The organism is Desulfuromonadales bacterium (genome assembly GCA_035620395.1).
GTDB lineage: Bacteria > Desulfobacterota > Desulfuromonadia > Desulfuromonadales > DASPGW01 > DASPGW01.
In genome coordinates this window covers 1-14,011 of sequence record DASPGW010000095.1, presented here as the reverse complement: position 1 = coordinate 14,011, position 14,011 = coordinate 1, and the positions used below count along the sequence as shown (strand labels likewise).

The 14,011-nt window shown below is 60.5% G+C and carries 16 protein-coding genes and 1 other annotated feature; all 16 genes read right to left on the bottom strand.

Going from position 1 to position 14,011, the window contains the following annotated elements; translation table 11 throughout:
• The 16 genes from VD811_05435 to VD811_05360 all read right to left on the bottom strand — a co-directional run bounded on the left by VD811_05435 (position 1) and on the right by VD811_05360 (position 13,483).
• A complete protein-coding gene (locus tag VD811_05435) occupies positions 1–195 on the bottom strand; it encodes a DUF6485 family protein (protein HXV20420.1) in 195 nt (64 codons plus the stop codon).
• A 94-nt stretch (positions 196–289) separates the two neighbouring features.
• Positions 290–1,327 carry an N-acetyl-gamma-glutamyl-phosphate reductase gene (gene argC, locus VD811_05430; GenBank protein ID HXV20419.1) on the bottom strand — a complete coding sequence of 346 codons (1,038 nt, stop codon included), beginning with the start codon at positions 1,325–1,327 and terminating at the stop codon, positions 290–292.
• A gap of 96 nt (positions 1,328–1,423) precedes the next feature.
• On the bottom strand, positions 1,424–1,816 hold the full coding sequence (gene rpsI, locus VD811_05425; GenBank protein HXV20418.1) for a 30S ribosomal protein S9: 393 nt from the start codon (positions 1,814–1,816) through the stop codon (positions 1,424–1,426).
• 22 nt (positions 1,817–1,838) lie between these two features.
• Positions 1,839–2,267, bottom strand: coding sequence for a 50S ribosomal protein L13 (gene rplM, locus VD811_05420; protein ID HXV20417.1), 429 nt, complete (start codon positions 2,265–2,267; stop codon positions 1,839–1,841).
• Between the two features lie 122 nt (positions 2,268–2,389).
• Positions 2,390–2,842, bottom strand: coding sequence for a universal stress protein (locus VD811_05415; GenBank protein ID HXV20416.1), 453 nt, complete (start codon positions 2,840–2,842; stop codon positions 2,390–2,392).
• A 138-nt stretch (positions 2,843–2,980) separates the two neighbouring features.
• The gene (truA, locus tag VD811_05410; protein HXV20415.1) at positions 2,981–3,715 is read right to left on the bottom strand and encodes a tRNA pseudouridine(38-40) synthase TruA; all 735 of its coding nucleotides are present in this window, start codon (positions 3,713–3,715) and stop codon (positions 2,981–2,983) included.
• Entirely contained in the window at positions 3,715–4,503 is a 789-nt protein-coding gene (locus VD811_05405; protein HXV20414.1) for an energy-coupling factor transporter transmembrane protein EcfT, read from the bottom strand. The genes truA and VD811_05405 overlap by 1 nt, the downstream gene beginning before the upstream one ends.
• A gap of 71 nt (positions 4,504–4,574) precedes the next feature.
• Entirely contained in the window at positions 4,575–5,594 is a 1,020-nt protein-coding gene (locus VD811_05400) for an aspartate-semialdehyde dehydrogenase (protein ID HXV20413.1), read from the bottom strand.
• Between the two features lie 123 nt (positions 5,595–5,717).
• Positions 5,718–6,815, bottom strand: coding sequence for an aspartate-semialdehyde dehydrogenase (gene asd / locus VD811_05395; protein ID HXV20412.1), 1,098 nt, complete (start codon positions 6,813–6,815; stop codon positions 5,718–5,720).
• A gap of 116 nt (positions 6,816–6,931) precedes the next feature.
• Positions 6,932–8,020, bottom strand: coding sequence for a 3-isopropylmalate dehydrogenase (leuB, locus tag VD811_05390; GenBank protein HXV20411.1), 1,089 nt, complete (start codon positions 8,018–8,020; stop codon positions 6,932–6,934).
• A 232-nt stretch (positions 8,021–8,252) separates the two neighbouring features.
• Entirely contained in the window at positions 8,253–8,729 is a 477-nt protein-coding gene (locus VD811_05385; GenBank protein HXV20410.1) for a MaoC family dehydratase, read from the bottom strand.
• A gap of 30 nt (positions 8,730–8,759) precedes the next feature.
• Entirely contained in the window at positions 8,760–9,107 is a 348-nt protein-coding gene (locus tag VD811_05380; protein ID HXV20409.1) for a toxin, read from the bottom strand.
• Positions 9,108–9,376: 269 nt separating this feature from the next.
• Entirely contained in the window at positions 9,377–9,904 is a 528-nt protein-coding gene (locus VD811_05375; protein HXV20408.1) for a nitroreductase family protein, read from the bottom strand.
• Positions 9,905–9,995: 91 nt separating this feature from the next.
• Positions 9,996–10,526 (bottom strand): 3-isopropylmalate dehydratase small subunit, encoded by a 531-nt coding sequence (locus VD811_05370; protein ID HXV20407.1) that lies wholly within the window; start codon positions 10,524–10,526, stop codon positions 9,996–9,998.
• 72 nt (positions 10,527–10,598) lie between these two features.
• A complete protein-coding gene (locus tag VD811_05365) occupies positions 10,599–11,879 on the bottom strand; it encodes a 3-isopropylmalate dehydratase large subunit (GenBank protein ID HXV20406.1) in 1,281 nt (426 codons plus the stop codon).
• A 65-nt stretch (positions 11,880–11,944) separates the two neighbouring features.
• On the bottom strand, positions 11,945–13,483 hold the full coding sequence (locus VD811_05360) for a 2-isopropylmalate synthase (GenBank protein ID HXV20405.1): 1,539 nt from the start codon (positions 13,481–13,483) through the stop codon (positions 11,945–11,947).
• A gap of 172 nt (positions 13,484–13,655) precedes the next feature.
• Positions 13,656–13,895: a binding site (T-box leader), on the bottom strand.
• Positions 13,896–14,011 lie beyond the last annotated feature (116 nt).

Here is a 14,011-nt window from a genome sequence, read left to right as displayed (position 1 = left end):
TCAGCGGCTCCGGTCCTTGATGAAGTTGGCGAGGGAGCGGTCGTAGCTGCGTTCCCCTTCGGGCGTGAAGAAGCAGCCGGGGATCTCCCCCTGGCGCTGGTGGTACTGGACGCATTTGCAGCAATTGCCGCGTTTGTCGCAGGCAGTGTACGTGCAGGTGCAGTGTTTCAGGGATGTGGTGGAGACGCAGTCCATGCGAAAACCCTCTGAAAAGATCAGTTGTCCGTGGTCCGTGGTCCGCTGCAAAACCGCCAACAACTGACAGCGGACCACGGACCAGTGACCGCCATTAAGGGAACACCGCCAGCGCGGTCAAGCCGGCATTCTCCTCGAAGCCAAGCATGAGATTCATGTTCTGCACCGCCTGGCCGGCCGCCCCCTTGACCAGGTTGTCGATGGTCGAAACAACGATGACCCGGCCGGTGCGCGGGTCGCCCACCACACCCAGGTCGCAGAAATTGCTTCCCCGAACGAAGGCGACATTCGGCAGACTCCCGGCTGGATGGACGCGGACAAAATACTCGCCGGCATAATGCTGCTGGAAGATTTCGACCAGCTCCTGCGTCGACATTTCCGTCCTGAGGGCTGCATAGCAGGTGGAGAGGATACCCCGGTTGACCGGCAACAGGTGCGGTGTAAAGTTCACCACCACACTTTCACCGGCGAGATCGGTCAGGGTCTGCTCGATCTCCGGCGTGTGCCGGTGGCTGGCCACTCCATAGGCCTTGAATCCCTCGTTGACCTCGCAGAAGAGAGCGTCGACCTTGGCCGAACGGCCGGCGCCGCTGGTCCCGGACTTGCTGTCGATAATCAGGGTGGCCGGATCGATCAGTCCGGCCCTGAGCAGTGGCGCCAGGGCCAGGGCGACGCTGGTCGGGTAGCAACCGGGGTTGGCGACCAGACGGGCGCCGGCAACCTGGGTACGATAGAATTCGGGCAGGCCGTAGACAGCCTCGGCGAGCAGGTCGGCACTGGTATGCCTGGCATACCAGGCCTCATACACCGACACTTCCCGCAGACGGTAATCGGCCGAGAGATCGACCACCTTCCTGCCGGCGGCAAGCAACTCAGGTACCACTGCCATGGCCGACTGATGCGGCAGGGCGGTAAAGACGAAATCCGCCTTGGCCGCAATCAGGGCCGGGTCGACGGGGTCGCAGACAAGATCAATCCTGCCCAGCAGGGAGGGAAAGACAGCTGCGATATTCTCGCCGGCATTCTGCCGCGAGGTAACGCAGGTAATGTCGACGCCGGGATGCGCCAGTAGAAGACGGATCAACTCCACACCGGTGTAACCGCTGGCACCGACAACGGCGACTTTGACCATGACAACCTCCGGGAAGAAGAAAAGGGAAACCCGAGGGCTTCCCTTTTCCAGTGAACATATGGAGCCGGAAACCGACCGGCCGTGACAACGCAGCGGTTAACGCTTGGAGAACTGGAAGCTGCGACGGGCAGCCGCCTTGCCATATTTCTTCCGCTCCTTGATCCGGCTGTCGCGGGTGATGAAACCCGCCTTCTTCAGCACGCCGCGCAGCGCGATATCCACCTCAAGCAGAGCCTTGGTGATACCATGCTTGATCGCGCCGGCCTGTCCGGAAGGACCGCCGCCACTGACATTGACGAATACATCGAACTTGCCAACGTTGCTGGTCAGCTCCAGGGGCTGGCGAATCACCATCTTGGACGTTTCCCGGCCAAAATAGTCATCGATGGAACGCTTGTTGACAACAATGTTCCCCGTCCCCGGCTGGATCCAGACCCGCGCAACGGAGGTTTTCTTTTTACCGGTAGCGTAGAATTTCTGCTCGGCCATCTTCTATCTCCTGAGTAAACTCTTAAAGGGCGAGTTCTTTGGGCTGTTGAGCGACATGGGGATGCTCGGCCGCAGCATAGACCTTGAGCTTGCGGAACATCTGACGACCCAGTTTATTCTTGGGAAGCATCCCCTTCACCGCCTGCTTGATCAGCTCCTCAGGTTTTTTCGCGAGCAGCTTTTCGGCGTTGGTCGAACGGATTCCGCCGGGAAAACCGGTGTGACGGTAATACATTTTGTCTGCCAGCTTGTTGCCGGTCAGCTTGACCTTTCCGGCGTTGACGACAACGACAAAATCGCCGGTGTCGACACTGGGAGTATAAATGGGTTTATGCTTGCCGCGCAGGACGCGGGCGATTTCGGTAGCGACACGTCCGAGAATCTTCCCTTCCAGATCAACGACAAACCAATTTCTTTGAATATCCGACTGCTTGGCAACTTGCGTACTCATCGGGCTCCCTTTCAGACTTGAATCTGTGATTTGGTAACGGGGCTCACAGAAGCCGTGAAAATAGCCGAATAAAGTGGGTATGTCAAGCCTTTTTTAACCCGCAAAATTGACGGCCGCCACTTTCACAGAACCTGGGGCTTGACACTCAACACCGGGCAGGAAGCATGCTGCACGACTCTTTCGGCGGTACTGCCGATGAGCAGGTGGGAGAGCCCGGTCCGACCGTGGGTACCGATGACGATGAGCTGAAAGTTCTCCTCGTCGGCCAGACGGCAGATTTCCTTAAAAGAGACACCGGTCGTGACCCGGCAGGCCAGTTCGATTCCGGGAACTTCCTGGCGGCGGCGTTCGGCCTCCCGCTCCAGTTCGGCCAGGGCCTCGCTGACGCGGCGGGTTTGCACCTCGCTCGACTCACCACCCAGCGTGGCGAAAGTTTCCGCCTCCCCGGCCGGAACGACATGCAGCAGCACATAGGTCGCAGCAAAATAATCCCGCAGAGAAAGTGCGAAGCGAAGTGTTTCCAGGCTATGTCGGGAAAAATCGATGGGGACCAGAATTTTCAGATTTTTAGGCATTCACAACCTCACGCAGGAAAGACCCGAGTTGAGGTCAACTATACCTTCCGAGAGGCGTTTTGCAAGGCAGGCACGAGGCAATAGGCTGAAGGCTAGAGCCAGACGCACTCATGCCCCATGCCTCATGCCTCGCGCCCTTTAATACCAGACCTCCATCAGACAGAGCCCTAGCGCCGGCGCGGTCCGACCGGCCTTCTGGCGGCAGCCCTGGCAAAGCAGAGACGCCACGTCGGTATGGGGTCGCCGGCCCATGCCGATTTCCACCAGGGTACCAACCATCACCCTTACCATGTTGCGCAGAAATCCCGCGCCCCGAACGTCGATGAGCAGCAGCTCGCCCTGGTTCTCCATCTGCACCGAAAAGACTTCCCGTTCTGTGGTCCGGGCGTCGCAGCCGGCCGAACGGAAGGCGGCAAAATCGTGACGGCCGACGAAATCCTGCGCGGCCCGGTCCATCGCCGCCAGATCGAGAGGGGCACGGAGATGCCAGGCACTGCGGCCCAGAAGCGGCGAACGGACAGGAGCAACGTAAATCGCATAGCGGTACCACTTGCCCCGAGCATCGAAGCGGGCGTGGAAACCCTCGGGAGCCTCGGTCGCCACGCGCACCGCCACGTCCGGCGGCAGCAAACGGTTGACCCCTTCCCGGTAGGCTGCCAGCGGCAGGTCGGCAGCAGTCTCGAAGTGTGCCGTCATTCCCCGGGCGTGCACCCCGGCATCGGTGCGTCCCGCCGAATGAATACGCACCGGAGCGCCGAGCACCCGAGTGAGGGCCGTTTCCAGCACCTCCTGCACCGATCGGCCGTTGGGCTGGATCTGCCAGCCAACAAAGTCAGTGCCGTCATACTCGACGGTCAGGAAGATGGTCTTCATCACAGCACCCGGAAAATAAAGCCGAGACAAAGCGACAGAAACAACAGAAAAACGACCTCATCCCGTCGCAATTGCCAGCAGGGGGGAAGGTGCAACTCCTCCACCACCGGCTCCCCGGCTGCCACGGCAAGAGCCAAACGGTCGGCGCGATCGACCAGACGCAGCAAGAGCGGCGCCACCATCCGCCCGACAGCCTGCCCCCGTTCCAGCAGTCGACCACGGGCTGGATTCTCCCCTTTGGCCCGAATGGCCGCCAGTTGGGCCAGCGCCTCCTCACGCAGAATGGGGATAAAGTGCAGCGCCAGCAGCAGAAGCAGGCTGAGGTCCCTGACGGGGAGGCCGAAGCGACCAAACGGCCGCAGCAGGGAGGTGACCGCGGCAGCGAGCTCCGCCGGAGATGTCGAGAGAGTCAGCAACGAGGAGAAGAGCACGGCCAGCGCCAATTGTTCACAGACCAGCAGTCCGCGCAACAGCCCGTCGAGGGAAAACCAGACACTTCCGAACAGGGTCCGGCCGGGCGAAAACATCAGGTGCAGCAGAACGGTGCAGAGAAAAAGCCAGCGAAGGACCCACAGCCCCCGCAGAAAAAAACGCCATTCGCCGCCGGCCAGCAGAATCAGCGCCCCCGCCAGCAGGGCCAGAGCCAGTCGTTGCCCGTCAGTGTGCGCCGCGAAGGCGGCAATCACCAGGATCGGCAGGCCGGTCAGCTTGAACCGCGGGTCGAGGCGATGCAGAAAGGAATCCCCCGGAACGAACCGTCCGAGGGTGATGTCATCAATGAGGGCCATAGTTTAAATCGAAGTCCCGGGTCCAATGTCTAAAGCCCAAAGGCCAAGGTCCCTCTTGCCTCTTGCCTGCCTTAAAGATACTTCTCCGCCAGGATCTCGGCAATCTGCACCGCGTTGGTCGCCGCCCCCTTGCGCAGGTTGTCGGCGACCACCCAGAGATTGAGACCGTTTGCAATCGACTCGTCCTCGCGGATGCGGCCAACCATGATCAGGTCCTGCCCGGCTGCGTCGATTGGCATCGGGTAGACCTCATTTCTCACGTCGTCGACCAGTTGGACGCCAGGGGCGGCGGCCAGCAGGTCCCGAGCCAGCGCCGCGGAGATCTTCTTCTCGGTCTCGACATTGACCGCCTCGCTGTGGCCGTAGAAGACCGGCACGCGCACCGTGGTAGCGGTGACCATGATCGAGTCGTCGCCCATGATCTTCCTGGTCTCGTTGACCAACTTCATCTCTTCCCGGGTGTAGCCGTTGTCCATGAAGACATCGATGTGCGGCAGACAGTTGAAAGCGATCTGGTGCGGATAAACTTTGCAGTCGGCGGGCCGGCCGTTGAGCAGTTCGCCGGTCTGGATACGCAGTTCCTCGATCGCCTTCTGGCCGGTACCGGAAACCGCCTGGTAGGAGGAGACCACCACCCGTTTGATTCTGGCAGCATCGTGCAGCGGCTTCAACGCCACCACCATCTGGATGGTCGAGCAGTTGGGATTGGCGATGATCCCCTTTCTGGCGTAACCGGAGATATCGCCGGGGTTCACCTCGGGGACGACCAGCGGGACCTCAGGGTCCATGCGCCAAGCGCTGGAATTGTCGATGCAGACCGCACCGGCGGCCGCAGCGATCGGGCAGAATGCCGTGCTCCGCTCACCCCCGGCTGCGAACAGGGCGATGTCGATCCCGGCAAAGGAATCCCTGGTGAGTTTCTGCACCATGATCGCCTCGCCGGCGAATTCGAGAAAATTCCCTTCGGAGCGCTCGGAGGCGAGCAGGCGCAGCGACTGCACCGGGAACTCGCGCTCCTCCAGAACCCGCAACATTTCGGTGCCCACGGCACCGGTGGCGCCGACGATGGCGATATTAAACAACTTGCTCATGACCTGTCCCACCCGTTTCCTGACCTGGAATGCGCGTAGGGGCGATTCATGAATCGCCCCTACGTTCCATCGACCGTTGGGGCACGGCGCGCCGTGCCCCCACACTATTCACGCTCTTTCGGTTTACCGCTCCAGCAGGATGCGCAGCATCCGCCGCAGCGGCTCGGCGGCGCCCCAGAGGAGCTGGTCGCCGCAGGTGAAGGCTGAAAGGTACTGCGGGCCCATCTTCATCTTGCGCACGCGGCCGATGGGGACGGTGAGATCCCCGGAGACGGCGGCCGGAGTGAGCTGGGCGAGAGTGTCGGCCTTGGTGTTCGGCACCAGCTTGACCCACTGGTTGTCGTTGGCGATCAGGTTCTCGATGTCGGCGAGCGGTACATCCCGCTTCAACTTGATGGTCAGCGCCTGGCTGTGGCAACGCATGGCGCCGACACGCACGCAGATGCCGTCGACCGGAATCGGGGTGGCAGTGCCGAGAATTTTGTTGGTTTCAGCAAACCCCTTCCACTCCTCGCGGCTCTGGCCGTCCTCGACTTCGCGATCGATCCAGGGCAGGACGTTGCCGGCCAGGGGGAAGCCGAACTCCTCCTTCGGCATGATGTCGCTGCGCAGGATGGCGGTGACTTCCCGATCGATGTCGAGGATTGCCGAGGCCACGTCCTTGAGCCGGTCGTGAACCGAGCCGTGCAGTACCCCCATCTGGCTGATCAGTTCGCGCATGTTGGGAGCACCGGCGCCGGAGGCGGCCTGATAGGTCATGGAGGAGAGCCATTCCACCAGATCGGCGCGGAACAGCCCACCCAGAGCCATGAGCATCAGGCTGACGGTACAGTTGCCGCCGATGAAATCCTTCTGCCCCTTGGCGAGCGCCGTATCGATGACCCCTCGGTTGACCGGGTCGAGGATGATGACGGCGTCCTTCTCCATGCGCAGGGTGCTGGCGGCGTCGATCCAGTACCCCTGCCAGCCGGCCTTGCGCAGTTCGGGGTGGACCGCCTTGGTGTAGTCGCCGCCCTGGCAGGTGAGAATGACGTCAAGCTTCTTGAGTTCGGCGATATCCGAGGCATTCTTGAGAGTCCCGGCGTTCATGGGGGCAGGCGCCCCGGCCTGGGAGGTGGAAAAGAAGACCGGCTCGATGCCCGCGAAATCGTTTTCCTCCTGCATGCGCTGCAGAAGAACCGAACCGACCATGCCGCGCCAACCGATGAGTCCGACTTTCATGGGAGCTGTTCCTTTTCTCGAGTTTAGTTACGGTCAGAAGTCTAAGATCCCGGGTCCAAAGCCCCGGGTCCGGTCAAAGGTTCAAGATTCAATCACTCGGGACTCGGGTCCCGGGACTACAGATTGCCGACGATCGCGTCGCCCATCTCTTTCGTGTTGACCAGTTTCTCGCCAGACTTCTGCTGGTAGATGTCGCGGGTGCGGATCCCCTGATCGAGGACCTTCGCCACGGCCTTGTCGATGGCATCGGCGGCCTCGACCATGCCAAAGGAGTAGCGCAGCATCATGCCGGCAGAAAGAATCTGGGCAATGGGGTTGGCGACCCCCTGCCCGGCTATGTCCGGAGCGCTGCCACCGGACGGTTCGTACATACCGAAGGAGCCTTCGGCCAGGGACGCCGAAGGGAGCATCCCCAGGGAACCGGTGAGCATCGCCGCCTCGTCGGAGAGGATGTCCCCGAACATGTTCTCACAGAGGATCACGTCGAACTGCTTGGGCCACTTGACCAGCTGCATGGCGGCGTTATCGACGTACATGTGCGAGAGGGCGACGTCCGGGTACTCCCTGGCGATGCCGATGACAACCTCCCGCCACAGGACCGAAGTGGAAAGAACGTTGGCCTTGTCGATGGAACAGACCTTCTTGCCGCGCTTGCGCGCCGCCTGGAAGGCGACGTGGGTGATACGCTCGATCTCGGGAACACTGTAACGCATGGTGTCGATGCCGATCCGCTCGCGCCCCTCCCCTTCGATGCCTTTCGGCTGGGAGAAGTAAATGCCGCCGGTGAGTTCCCGAACCACCAGCACGTTGAAGCCGCCGGCGATGACCTCTTCTTTCAGCGACGAGGCACCCGTCAGCGAGGGGAAGATGATCGCCGGGCGCAGGTTGGCGTAAAGACCGAAGATCTTGCGCAAAGGAAGCAGCGCCCCGCGCTCCGGCTGTTCGTCGGGGGGGAGGCTCTCCCACTTGGGGCCGCCGACCGAGCCGAAAAGGATGGCATCGGACGCCCTGCAGATATCGATCGTACTCTGCGGCAGGGCCTTTCCTTCATTATCGATCCCGGCGCCGCCGACGTTGGCAAAGGTCCGCTCGAACTTTACTGCAAACTTCATTTCCACCGCATCGAGGACTTTCAGGGCTTCCGCCATCACCTCGGGACCAATCCCGTCGCCGGGAAGAACCGCTACCTTGCACTGCTTCGCCATCCTGCTTCTCTCCTTCGGATATGAACTCAGATCTGGATTCCAGGCCGGAACAAGCCGGCAAAAAAGCCGCTTTTTCGAACGGTTGTCACTATAGGAATGGGATATTTGTTTGTCAAATCTTTTTTGCTGCAGGTACTTGTGCGTGGCCAAAAATGTGCCACATCAGTCCCACAAGCCGTGCCACAACATGCACACCCAACCAGAATGACGTCAAGCAGGGCGCTTTGCACGATCAGGGATAGACCCGCACGACCGACTCCGCCACGCAGGCGGGCTTCTCCTTTCCATCGATCTCCACCGTCAGACGATAGACGACCTCGACGGCCTCACCGAGCTTTTCGGCACTCAGCAGGGTGGAGTGGGCACGGAGACGCGAACCGACGACGACGGGGGACGGGAAGCGAACCCGGTTCAGACCGTAATTCACCCGCAACCGCATGCCAGGATAGTTCTTCTGAAAAAAATAGGGATGGTTGCTCTGGGTCAGAAAAGGGAGCAATGAGAGGGTCAGGAAACCGTGGGCCACCGTCGCACCGAACGGAGATTCGCTGGCCGCACGCTGCGGATCGGTATGTATCCACTGGACGTCGCCGGTCACTTCGGCGAAGCGGTCGATCCGTTCCTGATCAATTGTCAGCCAGGGGCCGACGTGGGTCTCGGAACCAAGCTGCGACCGAAGAAAATCAATGAGCTTGTCGGCGGCAGTCATTCCAGTCCTTTTTTAGATTGCGAGCCGGTCTCAACCGAGATTCTTCAGGTAGGCGAGCTCGTTCTTATGATAAATATCGAAGAAAATGACACTGTGGTCCGCAAGGATGTCACAACTCCCACAGCGATCCTCGATCCGGCGGTTCTCCTTGCGGCAGAGCTCACACCAGTGATAGATCAACCGGTAGTCACGACGGCCGACATATTTCTTCAAACGGCCATGATGGGCCCCATGCATCCAGCCGTCGGCATCCGCCGGGTTCGCCAGCAATCGTTTGATCACCCGCAATATGCGTGCATGTCCCGGCGGGTCCTGTCTGCCGATCTTTTCCAGCTTGGCCGCAAAATTGTCGGTTGGATGATAACGGTAATCCTGCATTCCACACACCTCGCCGGCCATACTGTTGCAGAACCTCTCAACAGGCCGGCCCCGCCGCGGAGACAGCCGCTTCGAATTGCTGTAACATATTACTATCATTATGACAATATCAATTTTAAATCACTCTCCAACATCGACGAAACTTCAGGTCTTTCCGGGAAGGGATTCTCCTGCTTGCAATATCAGGACGGTTTCGATTTTTGAACGAAGGCCGGGGGAATCCGCCAGACCTGTGGAGCATTGCTGCCTGTCAGTGTTCAGACCCGGAATCAGCCACCGAATCGGTTGCGATGCACCCTATCGAAGGCCAAGCTCTCCCGCGGGTGCCCCGGCAAGCCGCGGGCCGGATAGCCGATGCCGATAATGCATTCTACGACCAGCGACACCGGCAGTCCGAGCACCTCCCGCACGTAAGCCTCAGCGCTGCGGCCCTCGCCGTGCGGGCGCTGGCGGATCTGCACCCAGCAGCTGCCCAGGCCCAGCGACTCGCCAGCCAGTTGCAGGATAATGGCAGCGATAGCGCAGTCCTCGATCCAGACGTCGCAACGCGCGGGATCGGCGCAGACCGCCACCGCCAGCGGTGCCCCGGTCAGGAACTCGGAGCCGTGCGCCTTGGCTTTGCCCAAACGCCGGAGGGTCTCCGGGTCGTCGACGACCACGAACTGCCAAGGATTGAGCCCCCGCGAAGAGGGGGAACGCAGCGTCGCCTCGATCAGCTGCTCGACCTTTTCCGGCTCGACCGGCAGTGATTTGAACTGGCGAATGCTGCGGCGTTTCTGCAACAGGGGAAGAACCATAGCGACCTCCATCTGCATCACGAAGGACCAGACGCACTAGAGGCCGGGGTCTTCGCCCGGCCTCTAGCATTTCCAAAATGCTGTCAGCGCCTCAGTACCGTGCGTCGGCGAACTCGACCCAGCCGCCGGCCTCGACCAGCGCCTTGTCGAAGGGGCTGATCTCGAAGCTGAAAATCTCGTCCTTGCCTCCCGCCTCGGCCGTCAGCTTCTGGCCGGGCAAATCGACGACGATCCCGACCGCGCCCAGCTTCTCCAGAGCGAAGAGCCGGTCCAGATCAGCCTTGGGCAACTCGATGGCGAGCATGCCGCCGTTGAACATGTTCTGCCTGAAGATGCGGGCATAGCTTTCGGCGATGATGGTATGGATGTCATTCACCTCAAACACCCAGGGCGCGTGTTCGCGGGACGAGCCGCAGCCGAAGTTCTGCCGGGAAACAACCACCCGGGCGTTTTTCAGCTTCTCCCCCCTGGGGTCGAAGCCATCGAGCTTGAGATCCTCCAGGCAATAGGGTTTGAGGGCTTCCTTGGTGACTTCGGTGAGGTACTTGGCCGGGATGATCTCGTCAGTGTTGATATCGGACCGGTCGAGGAAGATGGCCGGCCCGCCGAAGGTCTTTTTCATCTTTTATCTCTCCATATGGAAATTCACGTAGGGGCGCACGCAGTGCGCCCCTACATCGCCAGCGCGACCAGATCAGATGGTCCGCGGGTCGGTGATGACGCCGGTGAGTGCGGTGGCGGCGGCGGTGGCAGGGCTCATCAGGTGGACCATTCCCCCCTTGCCCATGCGACCATTGAAGTTGCGGTTGCTGGTTGAGGCGCAGACCTCCCCTTCGGCGAGCACGCCGTTGCTCATTCCCAGGCAGGCGCCGCAGGTCGGGTTGGTTACGCAGAAGCCGGCATCCATGAAAATCTGGATGATCCCCTCGGCCAGGGCGTCGCTGAAAATCTTCGGCGTGGCCGGAGAGACGATACCACGAACGCTTTCGGCAATTTTCTTCCCCTTGAGGATGGCCGCCGCCTGGCGCAAATCCTCGATGCGGCCGTTGGTGCAGGTGCCGATGTAAATCTGGTCGACCTTTGTGCCGGCCATCTCCTTCGCCGGTTTGACGCAGTCGGGCTTGAAGCCGTAGGTGACCTGCGGCTCGAGCTTCGAGACGTCGAAGTCGAGGGTCTTCTCGTACTTGGCGTCGGCATCCGAGTGCCATTTCCTGAAGTCGGCCAACGCCGCCTCCCTGCTCGAGTATTCTCCCTGGATGAAGGGCCAGAGGTAATCGACGGTGGTCATATCCGGCAGACAGATGCCGCAGGTGCCGCCCGCCTCGATCGCCATGTTGCACAGGGTCATGCGCGCTTCCATGCTCATGGCATCGACGATCGGACCGCGGAACTCGATCACCCGGTCGGTGGCGCCATTGACCCCGAGCTGGCCGATGACAAAGAGAATCACATCCTTGGCGTAGACCCCGTCCGGAAGCTTTCCGGTCAGGTTGACACGGATGGTGGCCGGCTCGCGGAAGGCACAGACCCCCTTGAGGATGCCGACCTCCAGATCGGTGGTACCGACGCCGGCGGCAAACGCACCGAAAGCACCGTGGGTGCAGGTGTGGCTGTCACCCATGATGACGGTAAAGCCCGGCCGAATGTACCCCTTCTCGGGGAAAAGGGCATGGCAGACACCGTTATGGCCGACGTCGAAAAAATCCTTGATGGCGTGCCGGCGAGCCCAATCGCGCAGCATCTTTGCCTGCAGGGCGGTCTTGCTGTCTTTGGCCGGGGTGACGTGGTCAATGACCGCTTTGATCTTCGTGTTGTCGAAAACCCGGTCCTTGCCGCGCCACTCGAGGTCGGCAATCGCCACCGGCGTCGTGATCTCGTGACAGAGCACCCGGTCGAGGTTGAGGACCTTGGCGCCAGGGAACGGTTCGTCGCGCAGGTGAGCGTCGAATATCTTTTCCGCTATCGTTTTTCCCATGTTCTCTCCTTGGTGTGAATCGAAGGATCAGGTTTCAGGTATCAGGCTATTCCTGATTCTTGTTCCTACAGATGGATGCTGGTCCGCTTGACCACCGAAGCTATTTTGTTCAGGGCGTTGACATACGCCTTGGCGCTGGCGACGATGATGTCGGAATGCGCCCCCTGCCCCAGCACCTCCCGGCCGTCCTCTTCGAGGCGGACAGTGCATTCACCCAGCGCATCGGTGCCGCCGGTGATGGCACCGACGGAAAAGTGCAACAGGCGGGCTTCGGCCTTGGTCAACTTTTTAATTGCCTTGAAAGTGGCATCGACCGGCCCGTCACCCATCATGGCGGTCTTCTTCACCTTGCCGTCGACTTCCATCTCGACGGTAGCTGTCGGCGCGGCGAAGGAACCGGAGGAGACGTTCATCTGCAGCAGCTTGTAGCGCTCCGGCACACGGATGATCTCATCAGCGACGATGGCATCGAGATCCTCGTCAAAGATCTCCTTTTTCTGGTCGGCCAGCGACTTGAAGCGGACAAAAGCCTTTTCGACATCCTCCTTGGAAAGCTCGTACCCCAGCTCCTTGAGGCGGTCGATAAAGGCATGACGGCCGGAGTGCTTGCCGAGCACCAGCTTGTTCTGCGTCAGGCCGATCGATTCGGGGGTCATGATCTCATAGGTCGACTTTTCCATCAACACCCCGTGCTGGTGGATGCCCGCTTCATGGGCGAAGGCATTGGCGCCGACGATCGCCTTGTTCGGCTGGACGACGATGCCGGTGACCGTGGAAAGCAGCTTGCTGGCAGCGTAGATGTGCTCCGTTTTCACGTTGGTGGCAAAGGGGAGAATATCGTGGCGCGTCCGCAGCGCCATCACCACTTCTTCCAGGGAGCAGTTGCCGGCCCGTTCGCCGATGCCGTTGATGGTGCATTCGACCTGCTCCGCCCCGGCTTGAACCGCTGCCAGCGAGTTGGCCACGGCCAAGCCCAGGTCGTTGTGGCAATGCACCGAAAGAATCGCCTTTTCGATGTTCGGCACGTGGTCCTTGAGATACTTGATGATGTTGAAATATTCGGACGGAATGGTGTAGCCGACGGTATCGGGGATGTTGACCACCTTGGCGCCGGCGGCGATCACCGCCTCCACCACCCTGGCCAGAAAGGGGAGTCGGGTGCGAACCGCATCCTCGGCCGAAAATTCGACGTTCGGCGTGTAGCCGGCCGCCCGCTGTACCGCCTTGACTGCGGTTTCCACCACCTGGTCCTCGGTCATCTTGAGCTTGTACTTCATGTGGATGTCGCTGGTGGCGATGAAGGTATGGATGCGACCGCGCTCACCGGCATATTGGAGCGCCTCCCACGCCCGATCGATGTCCTTGTCGTTGGCCCGGGAGAGCCCGGCGATTTGCGGTCCCATGATCGTCTGGGCGATTTTCTTCACCGCCTCGAAGTCCCCGTCGGAGGCAATCGGAAAACCGGCCTCGATGACATCGACGTTCATTTTTTCCAACTGGTGCGCAATCCGCAATTTCTCCTCGATGTTCATGCTCGCCCCGGGGGACTGCTCGCCATCCCGCAGGGTGGTATCGAAAATCCTGATCATCTTGGGCTTGTTCATGTCGTCTCCTGTTGTTTTGCGGCCCGGATTGCTGTTCTGCGGCCAGGGCAGCCGTGCTGATTGCCTCGAAACACCGTAAACATTCTAGCGAAGGGTTCACTGAAAACTAGGTCGCCAAGGTCCGATTCCACACAACCACCCCCCTTCAGAAAATAAAAAAGCTCGCACCCCGTACAGGGGCGAGAGCTTGACGCTTCGCGGTACCACCCTGATTCGCCCACCTTCGCCATGCTGGTTTCGGCGGACCTCTATTGACCCTTAACGCAGGCTCACGACGACGGCTAGCGGCCTGACGGCCGGTTCACTCACGCGGCTCCGAGGCGAGTTCGACACACCCCTGTACCGGCTCGCAGCGACCGCCGGCTCTCTGCAACAGGGGGAGGCATCTACTACTCCTCTTCATTGCCTTTAAAAACTGTGCTCTCAATAAAACAGACAACTACATGTGTGTCAACAATTTTCCCGGTCAATGCCCTGCAAACGCGTGTTTTTTCAACGGCATCAACCAGGATTTGACCCCGCCGAAAT